We start from the raw sequence: 21,643 nt of genomic DNA, 5'->3' as shown, positions 1-21,643 counted from the left end.
GGGGGGGGGGCCCCCCCCCCCCGGGGGGGGCCCCCCCCCCCCCCCCCGCTAGACTCGACTCCCGTGTCAGAGTCTCCGGAAATCACCCCCGAAGCGGTCGAAGCCGCTGTCGCCGACGCCCTCGCGGCGATCGAGGCGGCCGCCGACACCGCCGCGCTGAAAGCCGCCCGTGCGGCGCACGTCGCGGAGGGATCGCCGCTCGCGGTCCTGAACGCCTCGATGCGCCAGGTCGCCCCCGAGAACAAGGCCGCGTTCGGCAAGCTCGTCGGTCAGGGCCGCGGTCGTGTGAACCAGGCGCTCGCGGCGAAGGAGGCCGAGCTGGCCGCCGCCGAGGTCGCCGCGCGTCTGGAGGCCGAGCGCGTCGACATCACCGCCGTCCCGTCGCGGACGCGCGTGGGCGCCCGCCACCCGCTGGCCCTCCTGCAGGACCACGTCGAGGACATCTTCGTCGGCATGGGGTGGGAGATCGCGGAGGGGCCGGAGCTCGAGCACGAGTGGTTCAACTTCGACGCCCTGAACTTCGACGTCGATCACCCCGCCCGTCAGGAGCAGGACACCTTCTACGTCGACCCGACGTCGCGCCACCTCGTCATGCGTACGCACACGAGCCCCGTGCAGGTGCGGTCGATGCTCGACCGCGAGGTCCCGATCTACGTGCTGTGCCCGGGCCGCGTGTACCGCACCGACGAGTTCGACGCCACGCACCTCCCGGTCTTCACGCAGTTCGAGGGCCTGGTCGTCGACAAGGGCATCACGATGGCGCACCTCAAAGGCACGCTCGACCACTTCGCGAAGCAGCTCTTCGGTCCGGAGGCCAAGACCCGCTTCCGCACGAACTACTTCCCCTTCACCGAGCCCTCCGCCGAGCTCGACCTGTGGCACCCGACCTTCAAGGGTGGCGCGCGCTGGATCGAGTGGGGCGGCTGCGGCATGGTCAACCCGAACGTGCTGCGCGCGGCCGGGATCGACCCGGAGGTGTACAGCGGCTTCGCGTTCGGCATGGGCATCGAGCGGGGCCTGATGTTCCGCAGCGATGTGCAGGACATGCGCGACATGGCCGAGGGCGATGTCCGTTTCAGCGAGCAGTTCGGGATGGTGGTGTGATGCGCGTCCCGCTTTCGTGGCTGCGTGAGTACGTCGATCTGGCAGCGGATGCCACGCCCGAGGACGTCCTCGCGGCACTGGTGACCGTCGGCTTCGAAGAGGAGGACGTGCACCGGTTCGACATCACGGGTCCCGTGGTGGTCGGCCAGGTCGTCTCCCTCGAGCCGGAACCCCAGTCGAACGGCAAGACGATCAACTGGTGCCAGGTGGACGTCGGCCCCGAGCACGGCGGCGTCCGTGGGATCGTCTGCGGCGCGCACAACTTCGTCGTCGGAGACAAGGTCGTCGTGACCCTGCCCGGCGCTGTCCTCCCCGGCCCGTTCCCCATCGCCGCCCGCAAGACCTACGGCCACGTGTCCGACGGCATGATCGCCTCGGCGCGCGAGCTGGGGCTCGGCGACGAGCACAACGGCATCGTCGTGCTGAGCGACCTCGGCATCGATGCGCGCGTGGGCACGGACGCGATCGCGCTGCTGGGCCTCGACGACGTCGCGGTGGAGATCAATGTCACGCCGGACCGCGGCTACGCGTTCTCGGTGCGCGGTGTCGCCCGTGAGTACTCCCACGCCACGGGGGCGGCGTTCCGCGACCCGGCCGAGCGTGACTTCGCCGAGCTGCAGCCCGGCTCCGGACACACCGCCGTGGTGGACGACCAGGCGCCGGTGCGGGGCAAGGTCGGCGCGAGCGAGTTCGTCACCCGGGTCGTGCGCGACGTCGATCCGTCGCGGCCGACTCCGCCGTGGATGATCGCGCGCCTGAGCCTCGCCGGCATGCGGTCGCTGGGTGTGCTCATCGACATCACGAACTACGTCATGCTCGAGGTCGGGCAGCCGCTGCACGGCTACGACCTGGACAAGCTCACGGGCGGCATCACCGTCCGGCGCGCGACGCCGGGGGAGAAGATGACCACGCTCGACGGCGTGGAGCGGAAGCTGCACGTCGAAGACCTCCTCATCACCGACGACTCCGGTCCCATCGGCCTCGCCGGCGTCATGGGCGGCGGCACCACCGAGATGAGCGACACCACTCGGAACGTCCTCATCGAGGCGGCGACCTTCGACGCGACGACCATCGCCCGCACGGCCCGTCGGCACAAGCTCCCGAGCGAGGCGTCCAAGCGCTTCGAGCGCGGCGTCGACCCGCTGATCCCCTTCGTCGCGGCCCGCCGCGCAGCCGACCTCATGGTCGAGCTCGCCGGCGGCACGCTCACGGAGGAGGGCGGAGCGCTCTTCGCCGAGGTGTTCGTCGCCGAGATCGAGCTCCCGCGCGGCTTCGTGCAGGGGCTGATCGGCGTCGACTACACCGACGACGAGATCACCGGCGCGCTGACGACGATCGGGGCCGAGGTCAGCCCTTCGACAGGCTCAGGGACCCAGGCCGAAGGCTCAGGGACCCAGGGTGACTCCGGGTGGACGGTCATCCCGCCGACCTGGCGCCCCGACCTCACCGACAAGTGGACACTCGCCGAGGAGGTCGCCCGCATCCACGGGCTCGACCGCATCCCCTCCGTGCTGCCGACGCCGCCGTCCGGCCGCGGTCTCACGGCACATCAGCAGGGGCGTCGCCGCGTGGTGAACGCTCTCGCCGCCGCAGGATTCGTCGAGACCCCGGCGTTCCCGTTCACGACCGAGGCGCAGAACGATCTGCACGGCTCCGCGTCCGGTGAGCACCTGCCCAGCATCCGCCTCGCGAACCCGCTCGACGGGCAGGTGCCGTTCCTACGGCGCTCACTCATCCCCGGTCTGCTGCAGACCGCGCACCGCAACATCTCGCGCGGGCTCACCGACCTCGCGCTGTTCGAGACGGGCGCCGTGTTCGTCCCGGAGCCGGGCGTGGAGTACGGCACCGCCGAGGTCCCGCCGCTCGGCGTCCGGCCGTCGGATGAGGTGCTCGCCGCGCTCGACGCCTCCATCCCGCCGCAGGAGCGCCACGTCGCGGTGCTGCTGACCGGCAACGTGTCGCCGCGCCAGCCGGGTCGTGCCGCCGAGGCCGCCGGGCTCGTCGAGGCGCTCGACGCGGTCCGCGTGATCGGGGCCGCGGCGGGCATCGAGATCGACGTCGTGCAGACGCAGCGCGCCGCGCTCCACCCCGGACGCACCGGTGCGCTCGTCGCCGCCGGCGAGGAGGTCGGCTACGTCGGCGAGCTGCATCCCGCCGTCGCCGAGGAGGCTGACCTGCCGGGTCGCGCCACCGTGCTGGAGCTCGACCTCGACCGGCTGCTCACGCTCGCCGGCGGACGCATCGTGGCGGCATCGCTCTCCACGTTCCCGGCCGCGACGCAGGACGTCTCGCTCACGCTCCCGGCCGAGGTGCCGGCGGGCGAGGTCCGCGCGGCTCTCGCGGAGGGCGCGGGTGCACTGCTGGAGTCCGTCCGGCTCGTGGACGACTACCGCGGCGAGGGCGTGCCCGAGGGATCGAAGTCGCTGACGTTCGCCCTGCGCTTCCGCGCCGACGACCGCACGCTGACCGCCGCGGAGGCCTCCGCGGCGAAGATGGCGGGCGTCGCCGTGGCCGCGGAGCGCTTCGGCGCCGCCCTCCGCGACTGACCGGGAGAGCGCACGGCCCCTTCCGGGGAGCCGTGCGCTCTCGCGATAGCGTGGCCGGATGACGAGCCTCCTCCTGCAGCCCACGCCACCCTCGGTCCCCGCCGGAGCGCGATCGCTCGGGGAGGGGCCGTTCCTCTCGCCGGGTGCGCAGCTCGACTGGCACTACCGCAAGCCGGGGTGGACCACGGGGGAGGCAGCGACCGTCACCCCCATGCGCGTCGTCCGTGACGATGAGCGCGGTCTCGTCGCGTGGCTTGCCGCCGGGACGCAGCAGGAAGGCCAGGGCACGCGGGACGGGGAGCGCATCCGGACCGTCCCGCTCGATCGGCGGTGGCGGGAGCCCCGGCGCCGGATCGTCGAGGAGTGGTGGGGCAACGGCATCCTGCGCATCGCGCCCGCGGGGGTGCCGTGGTCGGTCTGGCTGTTCTGGAGCGCGGCCACCGGGACGACGTGGGACTTCGCCGGCTGGTACGTCAACCTCGAGAACGCGCACCTGCGCACCGACAGTGCCACCTACACCTCCGATCACGTCCTCGACGTCGAGATCGCACAGGACGGGCGCGTGGCGATGAAGGACGAGGACGAGCTGGTCGCCGCCGTCGACCAGGGGCGGCTGACCGCCGCGCAGGCGGCGCAGATCGAGCGGCACGCGGTCGCGGCCATCGCGTCTTTCCATGCCGGCGACTGGCCGTTCGATCGGGAGTGGATCGACTGGCGACCGGACCCGTCCTGGAGCATCCCGGTGTTGGACGGCCTCGACGAGATCGTCGTCCCCTAACCGCTTCGGGGCCGCCCTCCGCGACGGCGCCGAGGCCGCGCGGGATCAGGCGTTCGCGCGGCATCAGGCGACAGCAGTGCCGGTGGCCTGTGCTTGCGTGATGGCCTGTGCTCGCGTGGTGGGCTGCGCTCGCGTGACGCCTGTACTCGCGTGACGGCCTGTCCTGCCGCTCCGCTCTGAGCGGAGGCCCTTCCCCCGAGTCGTCGATCCTGATGACATGGGCACATGACGGATGTTCTGATCCTCGGGGGAACCGGATGGCTGTCGGGGCGCATCGCCGCGCATGCGCTCGGGGCGGGGGCGACCGTGACCTGCCTGGCCCGCGGCGGACGCCCGGCGCCGCCGGGAGCGACCCTCGTTCTCGCGGACCGCGATGAGGAGGCCGCCTACGACGTCGTGTCGCGCACGGACTGGGACCACGTCGTCGACGTCTCCTCCCGCGCCGATCATGTCTCCGGGGCGGTCCGTGCGCTCGGCGACCGTGCCGCTCGGTGGACGTACATCTCGTCGATGTCGGTGTACCGCGACGACGAGACGGTCGGGACCGACGAGTCGGCATCGCGGCACCCGGCGGCGCAGGCCGGTGAGGACGACGACTACGCGCGACAGAAGGTCGCGGCGGAGGATGCCGTGCAGGAGGGCGTCGGCGATCGCGCACTCCTCGTCCGGCCCGGCCTCATCGTCGGCGACGGCGACCCGAGCGATCGCTTCGGCTACTGGGCGGCGGCGTTCCTCCGGGCCCTGGATGAGCCGGTGCTGCTTCCACCGCTCGAAGGGCGCACGACGCAGGTCATCGACGTCGAGGACGTCGCCGCGTTCGTCGTGTCCGCCACCGTCACCGGTGCCGTGAACGCGATCGGCGACGTGCGCGACCTGGAGGACGTGCTCCGGACGGTGCGCGCGGCCACGGGGCACGCCGGGTCGGTCGTCGTCGGCACGGAGGAGCGCCTCGTCGCCGAAGGCGTCGCGTACTGGGCGGGGCCGCGCTCGCTGCCGCTGTGGCTGCCGCCCGACATGCGCGGATTCATGACCCGCTCGAATGCGCGGTACCGGCGCAGCGGGGGCCCGCTCCGCCCCCTCGACGAGACGGCGGAGCATGTCGTAGCGGACGAGCGCGAACGGGGCGTGGACCGGGAGCGCCGCGCCGGACTCACGCGGACGGAGGAGCGGGCGCTGCTCGACGCCCTCGCTCGCTAGACTGCGAGGCAGTGACACGGGGTGCCGCATCCGCGGCTGAGATCACACCCGTCGAACCTGATCTAGTTCGTACTAGCGAAGGGATGCCGCCGATGAGCGATCCTGTGCGTCCGCAATCCGTCCTCGACCTCGCCGTCACGGCGGGAAGGCTGCGGGAGGAGGTCCGGGCCACGCCGCCGTTGACGCACTGCATCACGAACGCCGTCGTGACGGGGTTCACCGCCAACGTGCTGCTGGCGCTCGGGGCGTCACCGGCCATGGTCGACATCGTCGGCGAGGCCGAGCCGTTCGCCGCTGCCGCGTCGGGGCTTCTCATCAACCTCGGGACGCCGACCCCGGAGCAGCGGGAGGCGAGCAGGGAGGCCGTGGTGGGAGCGCTCGCCGCCGGCACGCCGTGGGTGCTCGATCCCGTTGCGATCGGCGCCCTCCCGGTGCGGACGGCGCTCGCGCACGAGCTCGCCGCGCTGCGCCCCACCGCCATCCGCGGCAACGCGTCGGAGATCCTCGCGCTGGCCGGACACAGCAGTGGCGGCCGCGGTGTCGACGCGACGGACGGGACCGAGGCGGCGGCTGCGGCGGCCCGCGAGCTCGCCCACCGGTACGGTTCCGTGGTCGCCGTCTCGGGCCCGGTCGACCTCCTCACCGACGGGGAGCGGGTGATCCGCATCGCCAACGGGCATGACCTCCTCACACGGGTGACCGGCGGCGGGTGTGCCCTGGGCGCGGTGATGGCGGCGTTCCTCGGGGTGGCCCGTGGCTCCGCGACAGATGCGCTGACGGCGGTGGCCGCGGCGACCCTCGTCTACACGGTCGCAGCCGAGCAGGCGGCGGAGATCTCCCGCGGACCGGGCAGCTTCGCCGTCGCACTGCTCGACGCCCTGTCCGCCGTGACCCCGGCGGATCTCCGCGCCCGCGCCCGCGTCGAGGAGGAGGCCCGATGACCGTCGACCTGTCCCTGTACCTCGTCACCGATCGGTCGCTGTGCGGCGCTCGCGGGGTGGTCGCGACCGTCCGCGAAGCGGTGGCCGGCGGTGTCCGCATCGTGCAGCTGCGCGACAAGAAGGCGACGGACGAGGAGACCGTCGAGCAGCTCCTCGCCCTGTCCGCGGCCATCGACGGTCGCGCGCTGCTCGTCGTGAACGATCGCCTCGATGCGGCCGTCGAGGCCCGTCGTCGCGGTGCCAGGGTGGACGGGGTGCACCTCGGCCAGGCGGATGCCTCGGTGCTCCGCGCGCGCGAGCTTCTCGGCCCGGAGGCGTTGATCGGGCTCACGGCGAACACCTCCGCGCACCTCGACGAGGTCGCCGCCCTGCCGCCGGGCACGGTGGACTACCTCGGGGTCGGCGTCATCCGCCCCACGCGCACGAAGCCCGACCATCCGGTGCCGCTCGGCGTCGACGGCTTCGCCGCATTCGTCGCGCGCAGTCCGCTGCCGTGCGTCGCGATCGGTGGGGTGGACCTGGAGGACGCGGCGGCGTTGCGTGAGGCCGGCGCGTCCGGGATCGCGGTGGTCTCGGCGCTGTGCGCGGCAGAGGACCCCCGGGCCGCCGCCGCGGCCTTCCGGCGACACTGGTTCGCACGGGCGGTGCCGCACGTGCTCAGCATCGCCGGCAGCGATCCGTCCGGAGGTGCGGGCATCCAGGCCGATCTCAAGGCGATCGCCGCGAACGGGGGCTACGGCATGGCAGCCCTCACAGCCCTGACCGCGCAGAACACGCAGGGCGTCCGCGCCGTGCATGTCCCTCCCGCGGAGTTCCTGCGGGCGCAGCTCGACGCTGTCGCCGACGACATCCGCATCGACGCCGTGAAGATCGGCATGCTCGCGGACGGGGAGGTGATCCGCACGGTCGCCGCCTGGCTCCGGACGACGCAGCCCCCGATCGTCGTGCTGGACCCCGTCATGATCGCCACCTCGGGAGACCGACTGCTCGATCCCGACGCAGAGCGCGAGCTGCGGGGCCTGCTCTCCCTGGCGACCGTGGTCACCCCGAACCTCGCCGAACTCGCCGTCCTCGCGGGGCGCGAGGTGGCGGGCTGGGCGGACGCGCTCGCCGCGGCGCAGGAGCTGTCGGCCGATACGGGGACCGCGGTGCTGGTGAAGGGCGGGCATCTGCCCGGGGACGAGGCACCGGACGCCCTGATCGACACGGCAGCCGGTACGCACGTGGAGTTCCCCGGGGCGCGCATCATGACGGAGAACACCCACGGCACCGGCTGCTCGCTGTCCGCGGCTCTGGCCACACGACTGGCGCGGGGCGACGATCCCGCGACCGCGGTCCGCGCCGCGCGCGCCTGGTTGCGGGAGTCCCTCCGCGCGGCGGACGACCTGGAGATCGGGCGAGGACACGGCCCGATCCATCCCTTCGCGGGACTCTGGGCACGCGGCGGGGTCGAGACCCGGTCGACGCCGGAGGAGGTGGCCGTGGCCTGGTGGGATGAGACTGCCGCGATCCGCCGCGACATCGATGCGCTGCCCTTTGTGCGTGCGCTCGCCGACGGGACGCTCGACCGCGATGCCTTCGTCTTCTACCTCGCGCAGGACGCCCTGTACCTTCGCGAGTACGCCAGGGTGCTCGCGGAGGCGTCGCGCCTCGCCCCGACCCCCGACGAGCAGGCGTTCTGGGCCGAGGCCGCGCACGGTGCGATCCGCGGAGAGCTGGAGCTGCACGCGTCGTGGCTGACACCGGAGACCGGGGTGAGCGGCGCCACCTTCGCCACCGAGCCGGCCCCGGCGACGATCGCCTACCTCGACCATCTGCGCGCGGTCGCGTTCGGCGGCGACTACGCCGCGCTGATCGCGGCAGTGCTGCCGTGCTTCTGGCTCTACACCGACCTGGGGGAGCGACTCCATGCCGGGGCGTTCGGCGCGGCGCCCCGCGACCCCGGGCATCCCTACGCGTCGTGGCTCGCGACCTACGCGGATCCGGCCTTCGCGGAGGCCACGCGGCAGGCCGTCGCGCATGTCGCCGCTGCGGCCGCGAGGACCGACGACATCGGCCGGGAACGGATGCGGCGCGCCTTCCTCACCTCGAGCGCACACGAACGCGCCTTCTTCGCCGCACCGGTCGCGCGCGCTGTCGTGTGACGCCCGGGATTTGCGGTGCCGGACGCGCCCGCGCTATCGTCGCCGCATGCCTTCGGTCGCCACCGCTCCTTCGACGCTCGTCCCGAGCGTCATCGCCGTGCGCCGACGTCGCGGCCGCCGATTCTAGGCGACCCCGCCCTTCTGCCTGCGTCCGCGCGGCGGTCGAGTGCCGGTGTCGCCGCCTCCGGCCCCGCCCCCGGTCCCGAGATCGTCGAGGACCCGACCGTTAAGGTAGAAGCATGACGTATTCCGTCGCCGTCTCCGGCGCCTCCGGCTACGCAGGCGGCGAGATCCTGCGCCTCCTGGCCGCACACCCCGACGTCGAGATCCGCACCGTCACGGCGCACTCGAACGCCGGACAGCCCCTCGTCGCCCATCAGCCGCACCTCCGCTCGCTCGCCCACCTCACGCTGCAAGACACCACGCCGGAGATCCTCGCCGGACACGACATCGTGTTCCTCGCCCTCCCGCACGGCCAGTCCGGACAGTACACGGACGCCCTCGGCGACACCCCGCTCGTGATCGACGCGGGGGCCGACCACCGGCTCACCTCCTCGACGGAGTGGGACGCCTTCTACGGCGGGGCGTTCCACGAGCCCTGGACGTACGGCGTGCCCGAGCTCGTCGTCGGAGGGGGCAAGCAGCGCGAGGCGCTCCGCGGCGCGACCCGGATCGCCGCACCCGGCTGCAACGCCTCCACGGTGAGCCTCAGCCTCGCCCCCGGTGTCGCGGCCGGCGTGATCGACCCGGGCGACATCGTCTCCGTCCTGGCCGTCGGCCCGTCCGGGGCGGGCAAGAGCCTGAAGACGAACCTCCTCGCCTCCGAGATCCTCGGCTCCGCGAACCCGTATGCGGTGGGCGGCACGCACCGCCACATCCCGGAGATCCGACAGGCGCTCGCCGCCGCCCGCCCTTCGACAGGCTCAGGCCCCTCGACAGGCTCAGGCCCTTCGACAGGCTCAGGCCCTTCGACAGGCTCAGGGACCCAGGACATCCGGATCTCCTTCACCCCGGTCCTCGTCCCGATGTCGCGCGGCATCCTGGCGACCTCCACGGCGCCGATCGTCGAAGGGGTGAGCGACGCCGAGATCCGCCGGGCGTGGGAGAGCGCCTACGGCGACGAGACCTTCGTGCAGCTGCTCCCGGAGGGCAGCTTCCCGCGCACCGCCGACGTGCTCGGGGCGAACACGGCCCTCGTCGGTCTCGCGATCGACCGCGCCGCGAACCGCGTGACGGTGGTCACCGCTGTCGACAACCTCGTCAAGGGCACCGCCGGAGCTGCCGTCCAGTCCATGAACATCGCGCTGGGGCTTCCCGAGACCCGCGCCCTCTCAGTGAACGGAGTCGCCCCGTGAGCGTCACCGCCCCCGCAGGATTCGAGGCGGCCGGAGTCGCCGCCGGACTCAAGTCCACCGGCAAGCCCGATGTCGCCGTCGTGGTCAACCGCGGCCCCCGGAAGGTCGGCGCTGCCGTCTTCACGAGCAACCGCGCCAAGGCCAACCCCATCATCTGGTCCCAGCAGGCCGTCGCGGACCGCGTGGTCGAGGCCGTCGTCCTCAACTCCGGCGGGGCGAACTGCTTCACCGGCAGCTTCGGGTTCCAGACGACCCACCAGACCGCGGAGAAGGCGGCCGAGCTGCTCGGCATCAGCGCGGGCGACGTGCTCGTCTGCTCCACGGGGCTCATCGGGACGGGCGACGAGGTCTTCCGCGAGAAGGTCCTCGCCGGCACCGCGCAGGCGATCGCCGAGCTGAGCTCGGACGGCGGGGAGAGCGCCGCGCACGCCATCATGACCACGGACACGGTTGCGAAGACCGCTGTGGTGACCCGCGACGGCTGGACGATCGGTGGCATGGCGAAGGGCGCGGGCATGCTCGCCCCCGGTCTGGCGACGATGCTCGTGGTGCTCACCACCGACGCCGTGCTCGAACCGCTCCAGGCCGACGAGGCGCTGCGTCGGGCGACGGGACGCACGTTCGACCGCCTCGACTCGGACGGCTGCATGTCGACCAACGACCAGGTGACGCTGCTCGCCAACGGCGCCTCCGAGGTCGCCCCCGATCTCGACGACTTCGCCGAGGCGCTCACCACGCTCTGCCAGGAGCTCGCGGTCAAGCTGCAGGGCGACGCGGAGGGCGCGAGCCACGACATCACGATCGAGGTGCAGCACGCCGTCTCCGAGCAGGATGCCGTCGAGGTCGGCCGCTCGGTGGCCCGCAACAACCTGTTCAAGGCCGCCATCTTCGGCAACGACCCGAACTGGGGACGCGTGCTCGCGGCGATCGGCACCACGGCCGCGCAGTTCGACCCGTACGACGTCGACGTGTGGATGAACGGCGTCCGCGTGTGCACCGCCGGTGGCCCGGACCGCCCGCGCGAGGAGGTCGACCTGACGCCGCGAGCGACGCACCTGATGATCGACCTCAAGGTCGGGGAGGCCACCGCCACGGTCCTCACGAACGACCTCACCCACGACTACGTGCACGAGAACAGCGCCTACGCCTCATGACCGACATCCAGGACACCACGCCGGACATCGCGGCCCAGAAGGCGACCACCCTCATCGAGTCGCTGCCGTGGCTGAGGAAGTTCCGCGACCAGATCGTCGTCGTCAAGTACGGCGGCAACGCGATGGTCTCGGACGAGCTGCAGGAAGCCTTCGCTCAGGACATCGCGTACCTCCGCTACGTCGGCGTGCAGCCGGTGGTCGTGCACGGCGGTGGGCCGCAGATCTCCGACATGCTCCAGCGCCTGGATATCCCCAGCGAGTTCAAGGGCGGATATCGCGTCACCAACACCGAGGCCATCGGCGTCGTGCGGATGGTGCTCACGGGCCAGGTGAACCCGCAGCTCGTGTCGAAGATCAACTCGCACGGCCCCATCGCCACCGGCCTCAGCGGTGAGGACGCCGGGCTCTTCGGCGGCCGCCGCCGCGGTGTGATGATCGACGGCGAGGAGGTGGACCTCGGCCGCGTGGGCGACGTGGTCCAGGTCGACCCGACGCCGGTGCTCGATCATCTCGCCGCAGGGCGGATCCCGGTCGTGTCGAGCATCGCGCCCGACCTCGACCACCCGGGGCAGTCGCTCAACGTCAACGCGGATGCCGCGGCTGCTGCGCTCGCCGTGGCCCTCGGTGCGCGCAAGCTCGTCATCCTCACCGACGTGCCGGGGCTGTACGCCGACTGGCCCAACCGGGACTCGCTCGTGTCGCATCTGACGTCGGGCGCGCTCGTGGAGATGCTGCCGCGCCTGGAGTCGGGCATGATCCCGAAGATGCGCGCATGCCTCGATGCGGTCGAGGGTGGCGTCGACGCGGCCGCGATCATCGACGGACGGGTCCCGCACTCGGTGCTCGTCGAACTGTTCACCAGCAAGGGAATCGGGACCGAAGTGGTCCTGGGAGAGAAAGGGGCGACGGCATGACCGTCTGGCAGGACGACGCGGCACGTGATCTCGTGCTCAACGCGGGGGAGCGCCTCGCGCTGCTGACCCGCGGTGAGGGCTCGTACCTGTGGGACGCCGAAGACCGACGCTACCTCGACTTCCTCGCCGGCATCGCGGTGACCTCGCTCGGGCACGCGCACCCGGTGTTCGTCGATGCGGTGTCGCGGCAGGCCGCCACCCTCGCGCACGTCTCCAACTACTTCGCGACCCCGCCGCAGCTCGCGCTCGCGGCCCGGCTCAAGCGCCTCGCCGGCGCGGGGATCGACGGTCGGGTCTTCTTCTCGAACTCGGGTGCCGAGGCCAACGAGGCCGCGTTCAAGCTCGCCCGTCTGCACGGCGGCGCGGGGCGTCCCCGCATCCTGGCGCTGGAGAACGGCTTCCACGGCCGCACGATGGGCTCGCTCGCGCTCACGGCCAAGGAGTCCATGCGCGCGCCGTTCGCTCCGATGCCCGGAGGGGTCGAGCACATCCCGGCCACGATCGACGCGCTGGAGGCCGCGATGGATGACCGGGTCGCCGCCGTCATCGTGGAGCCGATCCAGGGTGAGGCCGGCGTCGTCGAGCTCCCCGAGGGCTACCTCGCCGCCGCGCGCTCGCTGACCCTCGCACACGGAGCCCTGCTCATCGTCGACGAGATCCAGACAGGGGCAGGACGGACCGGCGCCTGGTTCGGGTTCAGCCACGAGGGCATCACGCCCGACGCCATCACGCTCGCGAAGGGCATCGGCGGCGGGTTCCCGATCGGCGCCCTCGTCACCTACGGCGCCGCGAGCGCCCTGTTCACGCCCGGCTCGCACGGCTCCACCTTCGGCGGGAACCCGCTCGCGACGGCCGTGGCGGACGCGGTGCTGGCGGAGATCGAGCGCGCCGACCTCGTCGACAATGCCGCGCGCCGCGGAGCCCAGCTGCGGGAGATCATCCTGGGCATCGACTCCCCGCTGATCGAGGGCGTCCGCGGCCGCGGACTCCTCGTCGGCGTCGCGCTCACCCAGCCCGTGGCGGGTGCGGTGGTCGCCGCCGCCCAGGACCGCGGTCTCATCGTCAACGCCGCCAACCCCGAGACGGTGCGCGTCGCGCCGGCACTCACCATCGGCGACGCGGAGCTGGCGGAGTTCCGCGAGCTGTTCACCGCCGCTCTCTCCGACGTCCACTCCTCCGCCACCGGAAAGGTCCCCGCATGACCCGCCACCTGCTGCGCGACGACGATCTGACGCCCGCCGAGCAGGCGGAGATCCTCGATCTCGCCCTCGAGCTCAAGAAGGACCGCTGGGCGGACAAGAGCCTCGCCGGCCCGCAGACCGTCGCCGTGATCTTCGACAAGTCGTCCACCCGGACGCGCGTCTCGTTCGCCGTGGGGATCGCCGACCTCGGTGGCACCCCGCTCATCATCTCCACCGCGAGCAGCCAGCTCGGCGGGAAGGAGACGCCGTCCGACACGGCGCGCGTCCTCGAGCGCCAGGTCGCGGCGATCGTGTGGCGCACGTACGCGCAATCGGGCCTGGAAGAGATGGCCGCCGGCACCCGGGTCCCCGTGGTCAACGCACTGTCCGACGACTTCCACCCGTGCCAGCTCCTCGCCGACCTGCTGACGATCCGCGAGCACAAGGGCGATCTGAAGGGCCTCACGCTGACGTTCTTCGGCGACGGCCAGAGCAACATGGCGCACTCCTACGCGCTCGCCGGCGTCACGGCGGGCATGCACGTGCGCATCGCGTCGCCGGAGGACTACGCGCCGCGCGCCGACGTGATCGAAGCGGCCGACCGCCGCGCCGGGGAGACCGGCGGATCGATCACGCTCTTCACCGATCCGGTCGAGGCGGCCGCGGGCGCTGACGTCGTCGTCACCGACACCTGGGTGTCGATGGGCAAGGAGGAGGAGAAGCTCGCGCGGATCCGCGACCTCGGCGGCTACAAGGTCACGCCGGAGACGATGGAGCTCGCGCACGACGACGCGATCTTCATCCACTGCCTCCCCGCCGACCGCGGCTACGAGGTCGACTCCGCCGTCATCGACGGTCCGCAGAGCGTGGTCTGGGACGAGGCGGAGAACCGTCTGCACGCCCAGAAGGCCCTGCTGGTCTGGCTCCTCGGGAAGAAGGACGCGTGATGGCCGGCTCGCACGAAGGCACCAACGAGGGCGCGCTCTGGGGCGCGCGGTTCGCCACCGGTCCGTCGCCGGAGCTCGTCGAGCTGAGCCGTTCGACGCACTTCGACTGGATCCTCGCGCCGTACGACATCGCGGGTTCCCACGCGCATGCCACGGCGCTGGCCGCGGCGGGGTACCTCGAACCGGATGAGGCCGCCCGCATGCACGAAGGCCTCGACGCCGTGGCGCGCAAGGTCGCCGACGGCACCCTGCAGCCGCTGCCCACCGACGAGGACGTGCACGGTGCGCTCGAGCAGGCGCTGATCGCCGAGCTCGGTCCGGAGCTGGGCGGACGCCTCCGCGCCGGACGCAGCCGGAACGACCAGATCGCCACTCTCGTGCGGATGTACCTGATCGATCACGCCCGGGTGATCGCCCGTGACCTGCTGCGCGTGATCGATGCGCTCGTGGCGCAGGCCGAGGCGCACCCCGACGCGATCCTGCCCGGACGCACGCACCTTCAGCACGCGCAGCCGGTGCTGCTCGCCCATCACCTCCAGGCTCACGCGTGGCCGCTGGTGCGCGAGCTCGAACGTCTCGTCGACTGGCGCCGGCGTGCCGGTGTCTCGCCGTACGGCGGGGGAGCGCTGGCGGGATCGACGCTGGGCCTCGACCCCGCCCTCGTGGCGACGGAGCTCGGTCTCGACCGGCCGGCGGAGAACTCCCTCGACGGGACCGCCGCGCGGGACGTCGTCGCGGAGTTCGCGTTCATCGCGGCGATGACGGGCGTCGACCTCTCCCGGCTCTCCGAGGAGATCATCCTCTGGAACACCCGCGAGTTCGGCTTCGTCACCCTCGACGACGGCTACTCCACCGGATCCAGCATCATGCCGCAGAAGAAGAACCCGGACATCGCCGAGCTCGCGCGCGGCAAGTCCGGGCGTCTCATCGGTAACCTGTCCGGCCTGCTGGCGACGCTCAAGGGGCTGCCGCTCGCCTACAACCGCGATCTGCAGGAGGACAAGGAGCCGGTCTTCGACTCCGCGCAGACGCTCGAGGTCGTGCTGCCGGCGTTCGCGGGGATGGTCGCGACGCTGCGCTTCCACACGGAGCGCATGGCCGAGCTCGCCCCCCAGGGGTTCTCGCTGGCGACCGACGTCGCCGAGTGGCTGGTGAAGCGGCGGGTGCCGTTCCGCGATGCCCACGAGATCTCCGGAGCACTCGTGCGCGCCTGCGAGGAACAGGGGATCGGGCTGGAGGACGCCTCCGACGAGCTGCTGCTGTCGGTGTCGCCCCACCTCGTCCCCGCGGTGCGCGAGGTGCTCACGATCGAGGGATCCGTCGCGTCGCGCACGGGTGTCGGCGGCACCGCGCCCGAGCGGGTGGCCGAGCAGCGCGCGGAGCTCGTCGCCCGCGCGCAGGCCGCCGCGCACGCGCTCGGCCTGTAGTCGTTCCGGCGGCGACCGCGCCTCAGTGCAGGTCGCCGTCGGCGGCCGAGCGCTCCCACCGGGTGAACCGGACGGTCAGGCCCTCCCGGGTGGGTGCTGCGAGGAACGGTCCTGCGGAGACGGCCGTGTCACCGGCGAAGGGAGCCACCCTGACGAGTCGCCACGGTCCGTCGTCCGCGCGGGCCCGCACGATCATCGCGTCCGCCCAGCGGCTGACCCGGACGGTGATCTCGCTCTCGCGCCAGTCGTCGACGTAGCCGACCGACCAGTCCGAGCGGCCGGCGGTCACGACGGCGCCCAGGCCGAGGTGGCCGTCGGCGAACTCGACTCCCGCCTTGATCCAGTGCTCGTCATCGGCGCGGACGAAGAGGCCCGCCTGGTCGAACTGCCCCTCCCACGGCGCGCGGAAGGCGACCTCGATCGCTTCACCGACCTCCAGCGGGGCGAGCAGTGCATGCTCGGAGTCGTGCACGAAGCCGTACGCGGTGTGACGCCAGGCATCGCTGCCCTCGATCGCGGTGGCGTCGAGATGCCCGTCGATGCGCGTCAGCGCGGGGGCGTGGGTCCAGGTGCCGTCGGTCCAGTCGATGATGCGTGAATCAGGCATATTTCCTATCTATAGCCATATGAGGCATAAACCTCGGATATTCATGTTACGGTTATCCCATGGTCATCGCCGTGATCGCCGACATCGTGGGTTCCCGAGAGCTCGGGGACCGGAGCGCCGCACAGCGTGCCCTCGACGAGACCATCGCGCAGGTCGAACGCGACCGTCCGCTGGCGGTCCAGCCGCTCACGCCCACGGTAGGGGACGAGCAGCAGGGCGTCTACCGCGAGCTTCCCGACGCGCTCCTCTCCCTCCTCATGGTCCAGCTCCGGCTCCCTGAGGGCCTCGCGTTCCGCTTCGGCGTCGGCATCGGCGAGGTCCGACCGGTGGCGTCGGTGCACGGTGAGCTGGCCGACGGCCCTGGGTGGTATGCGGCGCGCGCCGCGATCGAGACCGTGCACGCCCGCGAACAGCGCGCCGTGCCGCGCACGCGCACCTGGATTGTCGGAGCCCCGGGCCAGGATGAGGTCATGGAGACCGTGATCGCCGCGTCCAACGCGTATGTCCTTGCGCGCGACGAGCTCGTCGGGGCGATGAGCACGCGCGAGCGCCACCTCACGTACGGGCGCCTGGTCGGCCGGTCCCAGCAGGAGCTCGCCGCCCAGGAGGGCATCTCCCAGCCGAGCGTGTCCAAATCGCTGCGGAGCGCGGGAGCCGCCGCTGTCATCGAGGGTGTGGCCGCGCTCCGGGGGGAGACCGCATGATCCTCGCGGGCTTCGTCCTCCTGGCCGTCGGCGCGACCGACCTCGTCCGCCAGTTCGTGCCTCGGCGGTGGATCGGCTACGTCGTGGCCGCGGCTGTGGTCCTCCTCCTCGGCATCGGCGGGGACGCGCTGCTGCCGGCCCTCCTCGGACTCGGTGCCGGAGCGCTGTGGGCCTGGAGCATGCCGGACGAGGGGCCGTCCCGTGCCGGGTTCTGGCCGGCCGTCTCGCTGGCCGCCCTCAGCATCGGCGCCGTGGTCTGGGGCGGATCGAGGAATGCCGCCGGTCTCATCGGCGAGCTCTGGACGCTCCGCTCGCCGTTCGGCGAGGTGCCGTTCGATCTGGCCGTGCTCGCGCTCGGCGCCGGTGTCTTCCTGCTCGAATCCGCCAACCTCGTCGTCCGCGCGGCTCTGGACGGCGAGCACACCTGGCGCCCCGCGGAGGTGGCGGAGCCGGTGCCTCCGGTCGTCGCATCCGCACCGACCGACCAGCCTGCGGCCGATGCCCCTGCGGTGGGGGTGATCCCCGCCGATCCTCGCCACGGCTTCAAGGGCGGGCGGCTCATCGGCCCGCTCGAACGCGTCCTCGTGATGATCCTCACCCTGGCCGCGGCGTACCCCGTGCTCGCGGCCATGCTCGCCGCCAAGGGCATCGTCCGCTTCCCGGAGATCTCCCGCGACGGGGAGACCGGGGCCCGCGCGGAGTACTTCCTCGTCGGCAGCCTCGTGAGCTGGGTCATCGGCCTCGGCGCCGCGTTCCTCGTGTGGTGGGCCGCGCACAGCTGACACCCCTCCGCGCGACGCAGCGGGGCGGTCGTCCGCTGCTAGCCTGGAGCGCGTGTCAACTCCCGCTCTGACGACCGCGCCGCAGGCGATCGACCCCACGTTCGAGAACGTGTGGGACGAGATCGTGTGGCGTGGCCTCGTCCACGTGTCCACCGACCAGGAGGCGCTGCGCGCCCTGCTCGCGGGAGATCCCGTCACGTATTACTGCGGCTTCGACCCGACGGCGCCCAGCCTGCACCTCGGGCACCTCGTCCAGCTGCTCCTGCTCCGCCGCCTCCAGCTCGCCGGGCACAAGCCGCTCGGTCTCGTCGGTGGGTCCACCGGTCTGATCGGCGACCCGCGGCCCACCGCGGAGCGCACGCTCAACACCCGCGAGACGGTGGCGGAATGGGTCGACCGTCTGCGCGGACAGGTCGAGCGCTACCTCAGCTTCGAAGGGGACAACGCCGCCCGCATGGTGAACAACCTCGACTGGACGGCGCCGCTCTCCGCGATCGATTTCCTCCGCGAGATCGGCAAGCACTACCGCGTCGGCACCATGCTGAAGAAGGACGCGGTGGCCGCGCGCCTGAACTCCGACGCCGGGATCAGCTACACCGAGTTCAGCTACCAGATCCTCCAGGGGCTCGACTTCCTCGAGCTCTACCGGCAGTACGACTGCGTGCTGCAGACGGGCGGCTCCGATCAGTGGGGCAACCTCACCAGCGGCACCGACCTCATCCACCGGGTCGAAGGGGTGTCCGTCCACGCGATCGGCACCCCGCTGATCACCAACAGCGACGGCACGAAGTTCGGCAAGAGCGAGGGCAACGCGATCTGGATCGACGCGGAGCTCACGAGCCCGTACGCGTTCTACCAGTTCTGGCTCAGCACGGCCGATGCCGACGTGATCGAGCGCCTCAAGGTGTTCACGTTCCTGACCAGGGCCGAGATCGAGGAGTACGCGGAGCTCGTGGCGACCGAGCCGTTCCGCCGTGCCGCCCAGAAGCGCCTCGCGCTCGAGGTCGTCGCGACGGTGCACGGCGTCGAGGCGACGGCGGCCGTGATCGCGGCGTCCGAGGCGCTGTTCGGGCAGGGCGACCTGACGACTCTCGACCCGGCGACCTTGCGCACGGCGCTCGACGAGCTTCCGCATGCGACGGTCGCAGCCGGAACTCCGGTCGTCGACGCCCTCGTCGCCACCGGTCTCGTGTCGAGCCTGTCGGAGGCGCGCCGCGCCATCGCGCAGGGCGGCGTCTCACTCGACGGGGAGCGGGTGGAGGACGACGCCGCGACCGTGCAGGGCACCCTGCCCGGCGGTGTCTCGGTGCTGCGTCGCGGGAAGAAGACCCTCGCCGGCGTCTTCCTGGGCTGACCCCGGCCTCGTATGCCGTTCACTCCGAGCCACGCGATCGTCGCGCTGCCGTTCGTGCGCACGCCGCTCGTCCCCGCGGCGATCGCGATCGGAGCGATGACGCCGGACATCTCGCTGTTCCTGCGCAACGTCGGCCTCAACTACGGCTTCCTGCACGATCCGGTCAACCTCGTGTGGACGACGCTGCTCGCTCTCGCGCTGTTCCTCCTCTGGCGTGTCCTGCTGCGCCCGGCGACCCTGGAGCTGCTGCCGGGATGGGTGTCCGTGCGGCTGCCCGCCGGCTGGGGGGCGACCGGATACCGGGCGGCGATCGAGGCGCTGAGTCGCGATGACCGCCCGCGGTACGCGGGCTGGCGACCGCTGTATCCGTTCCTGCTCGTGTTCTCGACGATGCTGGGCGTGCTCTCGCACATCCTCTGGGATGCGTTCACGCACGACTCGCGGTGGGGCGTGGATCTGCTGCCCGCGCTCGCGGACTCCTGGGGTCCCTTCGACGGCTACAAGTGGCTCCAGTACGGCTCGAGTGCCCTCGGCCTGCTGGGCCTGGCGATCTGGGCTGCACTGCGGCTGCGCCGCGCGACGCCTCGAGCGGACGCGCGCCGAGTCCTTCCGACGTTCGTGCGGGTCGCGTGGTGGCTCTCGCTGCCGGTGATCCTCGTGATCGCGTGGGTCGGCGGTCTGCTCGCGTTCGGTCCGCTGTCCGCCGAGTTCACGGTGCAGCATCTCGCATATCGGGTGCTGCCGCCCGCCTGCGCGGTGTGGGGCGTGCTCACCCTGGTCCTCTGCGTCGTACTGGCGGTGCGGCGGCCGCGCGCTGCGGTCTGATCCCGCGCCTCACCAGTGCGGCGCGTCCGTGCCCCACCCGTGCGGGGCATCGAACGCCAGGCCGGGGAGTGCCGGGGCGGCCGTCACGATCGTTTCCCCGTCGACGTCGAAGCGGGCCAGGTGGCCGGATGCGTCCACCTCGGGGAGCGCCGACGCGTGGGGCGTCCGCGGCATCCCGAGCAACTCGGCGGCGATCCGACGCAAGGAGGTCCGCACGACTCGCGAGTGCCCGTCGCGGTGGCGGAGCAGTTGCGTGAGGGCGGCGGCGAGGAGGTAGCCGGCGCTGTGGTCCAATGCCTGAGCCGGAAGAGCGCCCGGCCGACCGCCGTCGCCCTCGATCAGTGCGATGCCGCTCTCCGCCTGGACCAGGCTGTCGAAGCCGGCGCGCTCGGGGTGAGACGTGCCCCAGGCGCTGAGCTGGGCGACGAGCAGGCCCGGATACCGTGCGGCGAGCGCGTCGGGGGAGAGGCCCAGGCGCTCCAGGGCCGCAGGACGATAGCCGAGCACGACGGCATCCGCGGTCTCCAGGAGGTCGTGCAGCGCAGCGCCTCGGGCATCGAGCAGCGCGGTGCGCTTGCCGTGACCGGTGTCGAGATGCTGCCACGGAAGCTCGGGGAGGTGCGGCGGGTCGATGCGGAGCACGTCCGCGCCGAGGAGCGCGAGGGTCCGGGTGCACACCGGACCGGCGATCACCCGCGTGAGGTCGAGGACGCGGACGCCGGCGAGGGGAGCCTGCCCTGCCGCGCCGGGCGACGGGAGACGTCGGTCCTTCCCCCGTCGTCGGCCGATCGCCTCCGTGATCGCGACGTCCACGACGGGCGTCCGCCGCAGAGCCTCATCGGCCGCGCGGTCCTCAGGGCGGACGGCCACGGCGAGACCTCCGGCTTCGGAGATCCGGCGGACGGCCTCCGCGGTGTGCAGCGTCTCCAGCGTGCGGGCCACGGCCTCCGCTCCTGCCCTGTCGTCCAGGTCCAGCGCGGAGCGAAGCGCGCGGGCGTGGTGCGGGTAGTTGCCGTGTGTCCGGACCCATCCATCCGCGCTCGCCCAGAACCCGGAGAGGGGCGCCCACACGGGAGGGGGAGTGCCGCCCACCTCCAGATACCTGTCGCTCCGGTAGGCGACGGCGACGCGGACGGGGTCGACGCGCGTGAGATCGATACCCGCGGCGAGGGCCACTGCTGCGACGCTGACGAGAGCGAGATCGCCGGTCGCCGTGCGCGACGAGAGCGGGACGCCCCCGAGGGCACGGAGGCCCGAGTCCGCCGGGGCCTGCGACGCGTCCCCGCCCGCCTCGATCACGACGCGGGCGAGCAGCTCAGCGGCGGAGGTGGGACGACCGGGGACCATGGCGAGATGCTACTCCCGGCGGCGAAGTGGCCGGAAACCCTGGCTGATCCGGGGGAATCAGGCGCATGAGGGGCTGCGACACGCCCGGGGGAGTGCGCCCGATTTGCCAGACCCCCGGAATCCACGTAACTTATTACTTGTTCGCCCCACAGGGAAGCGGAGAAGCCCAGAGCTTCACCCCCCTCAAGCGGAGAACCACTCCCGATCCTCTCTCACTTGAGAGATCAGACGCTTGCGTCTAGGATGGGAGATCCACCCCTTCTGCGGCTGTCAGCGGCTGCGCAGCGGATCCGAGATCCGCACGGCGCGCCGATTTGACAAGCGGGTCGGGATGGC

Annotated in this window: 18 protein-coding genes and 1 riboswitch; of the genes, 16 read left to right on the top strand and 2 right to left on the bottom strand. The window is 72.1% G+C overall.

Features of this window, described 5'->3' with window-relative positions; genetic code table 11:
• The first annotated feature begins 63 nt into the window (after positions 1-63).
• The 12 genes from pheS (at position 64) to argH (ending at position 15,688) form a co-directional block, all read left to right on the top strand.
• On the top strand, positions 64-1,104 hold the full coding sequence (gene pheS, locus M4D53_RS16790; protein ID WP_259955181.1) for a phenylalanine--tRNA ligase subunit alpha: 1,041 nt from the start codon (positions 64-66) through the stop codon (positions 1,102-1,104).
• Positions 1,104-3,650 (top strand): phenylalanine--tRNA ligase subunit beta, encoded by a 2,547-nt coding sequence (gene pheT / locus M4D53_RS16785; RefSeq protein ID WP_259955178.1) that lies wholly within the window; start codon positions 1,104-1,106, stop codon positions 3,648-3,650. Before pheS ends, pheT begins: the two co-directional genes overlap by 1 nt.
• A 58-nt stretch (positions 3,651-3,708) precedes the next feature.
• Complete coding sequence (locus M4D53_RS16780) at positions 3,709-4,428, top strand: ribonuclease FAU-1 family protein (RefSeq protein ID WP_187661873.1); 720 nt, start codon at positions 3,709-3,711, stop codon at positions 4,426-4,428.
• A gap of 225 nt (positions 4,429-4,653) precedes the next feature.
• On the top strand, positions 4,654-5,625 hold the full coding sequence (locus M4D53_RS16775) for an NAD-dependent epimerase/dehydratase family protein (RefSeq protein ID WP_259955177.1): 972 nt from the start codon (positions 4,654-4,656) through the stop codon (positions 5,623-5,625).
• A 7-nt stretch (positions 5,626-5,632) separates the two neighbouring features.
• Positions 5,633-5,726: riboswitch (TPP riboswitch) on the top strand.
• Positions 5,718-6,566 carry a hydroxyethylthiazole kinase gene (thiM, locus tag M4D53_RS16770; protein WP_259955176.1) on the top strand — a complete coding sequence of 283 codons (849 nt, stop codon included), beginning with the start codon at positions 5,718-5,720 and terminating at the stop codon, positions 6,564-6,566. Its footprint overlaps the riboswitch before it by 9 nt.
• Positions 6,563-8,710, top strand: coding sequence for a bifunctional hydroxymethylpyrimidine kinase/phosphomethylpyrimidine kinase (locus M4D53_RS16765; RefSeq protein ID WP_259955175.1), 2,148 nt, complete (start codon positions 6,563-6,565; stop codon positions 8,708-8,710). Before thiM ends, M4D53_RS16765 begins: the two co-directional genes overlap by 4 nt.
• 239 nt (positions 8,711-8,949) lie before the next feature.
• Positions 8,950-10,065: an N-acetyl-gamma-glutamyl-phosphate reductase gene (locus M4D53_RS16760; protein WP_259955174.1), complete on the top strand. Its 1,116-nt coding sequence runs from the start codon at positions 8,950-8,952 to the stop codon at positions 10,063-10,065.
• Positions 10,062-11,219, top strand: a complete 1,158-nt coding sequence (argJ, locus tag M4D53_RS16755) for a bifunctional glutamate N-acetyltransferase/amino-acid acetyltransferase ArgJ (protein ID WP_259955173.1) — start codon at positions 10,062-10,064, stop codon at positions 11,217-11,219. The genes M4D53_RS16760 and argJ overlap by 4 nt, the downstream gene beginning before the upstream one ends.
• Positions 11,216-12,133 carry an acetylglutamate kinase gene (gene argB, locus M4D53_RS16750; RefSeq protein ID WP_259955172.1) on the top strand — a complete coding sequence of 306 codons (918 nt, stop codon included), beginning with the start codon at positions 11,216-11,218 and terminating at the stop codon, positions 12,131-12,133. Before argJ ends, argB begins: the two co-directional genes overlap by 4 nt.
• The gene (locus tag M4D53_RS16745; protein ID WP_259955170.1) at positions 12,130-13,335 is read left to right on the top strand and encodes an acetylornithine transaminase; all 1,206 of its coding nucleotides are present in this window, start codon (positions 12,130-12,132) and stop codon (positions 13,333-13,335) included. The genes argB and M4D53_RS16745 overlap by 4 nt, the downstream gene beginning before the upstream one ends.
• Complete coding sequence (gene argF / locus M4D53_RS16740) at positions 13,332-14,261, top strand: ornithine carbamoyltransferase (protein WP_187661865.1); 930 nt, start codon at positions 13,332-13,334, stop codon at positions 14,259-14,261. The genes M4D53_RS16745 and argF overlap by 4 nt, the downstream gene beginning before the upstream one ends.
• Positions 14,261-15,688: an argininosuccinate lyase gene (gene argH / locus M4D53_RS16735; RefSeq protein WP_259955168.1), complete on the top strand. Its 1,428-nt coding sequence runs from the start codon at positions 14,261-14,263 to the stop codon at positions 15,686-15,688. The genes argF and argH overlap by 1 nt, the downstream gene beginning before the upstream one ends.
• Positions 15,689-15,710: 22 nt before the next feature.
• Here argH and M4D53_RS16730 read toward each other — a convergent pair whose 3' ends face one another.
• On the bottom strand, positions 15,711-16,295 hold the full coding sequence (locus M4D53_RS16730; RefSeq protein ID WP_259955166.1) for a DUF1349 domain-containing protein: 585 nt from the start codon (positions 16,293-16,295) through the stop codon (positions 15,711-15,713).
• 59 nt (positions 16,296-16,354) lie between these two features.
• On the opposite strand from M4D53_RS16730, the gene M4D53_RS16725 reads away from it, so the two are divergent.
• From M4D53_RS16725 to M4D53_RS16710, 4 genes are read left to right on the top strand one after another with little or no spacing between them, the layout of a single operon-like run.
• Positions 16,355-16,999 carry a SatD family protein gene (locus M4D53_RS16725; RefSeq protein WP_187661862.1) on the top strand — a complete coding sequence of 215 codons (645 nt, stop codon included), beginning with the start codon at positions 16,355-16,357 and terminating at the stop codon, positions 16,997-16,999.
• Positions 16,996-17,781, top strand: coding sequence for a hypothetical protein (locus M4D53_RS16720; RefSeq protein ID WP_259955164.1), 786 nt, complete (start codon positions 16,996-16,998; stop codon positions 17,779-17,781). The genes M4D53_RS16725 and M4D53_RS16720 overlap by 4 nt, the downstream gene beginning before the upstream one ends.
• 52 nt (positions 17,782-17,833) lie before the next feature.
• Entirely contained in the window at positions 17,834-19,135 is a 1,302-nt protein-coding gene (tyrS, locus tag M4D53_RS16715; protein WP_259955162.1) for a tyrosine--tRNA ligase, read from the top strand.
• Positions 19,136-19,147: 12 nt separating this feature from the next.
• Entirely contained in the window at positions 19,148-19,960 is an 813-nt protein-coding gene (locus M4D53_RS16710) for a DUF4184 family protein (RefSeq protein ID WP_259955161.1), read from the top strand.
• A gap of 9 nt (positions 19,961-19,969) precedes the next feature.
• Here the strand turns inward: M4D53_RS16710 and M4D53_RS16705 are convergent, their stop codons facing one another.
• Positions 19,970-21,307: a CoA transferase gene (locus M4D53_RS16705; RefSeq protein ID WP_259955159.1), complete on the bottom strand. Its 1,338-nt coding sequence runs from the start codon at positions 21,305-21,307 to the stop codon at positions 19,970-19,972.
• Positions 21,308-21,643: the final 336 nt, after the last annotated feature.

The organism is Microbacterium meiriae (genome assembly GCF_025143875.1).
GTDB classification, from domain to species: Bacteria; Actinomycetota; Actinomycetes; order Actinomycetales; family Microbacteriaceae; genus Microbacterium; species Microbacterium meiriae.
This window is presented reverse-complemented; position numbering and strand designations above follow the sequence as displayed.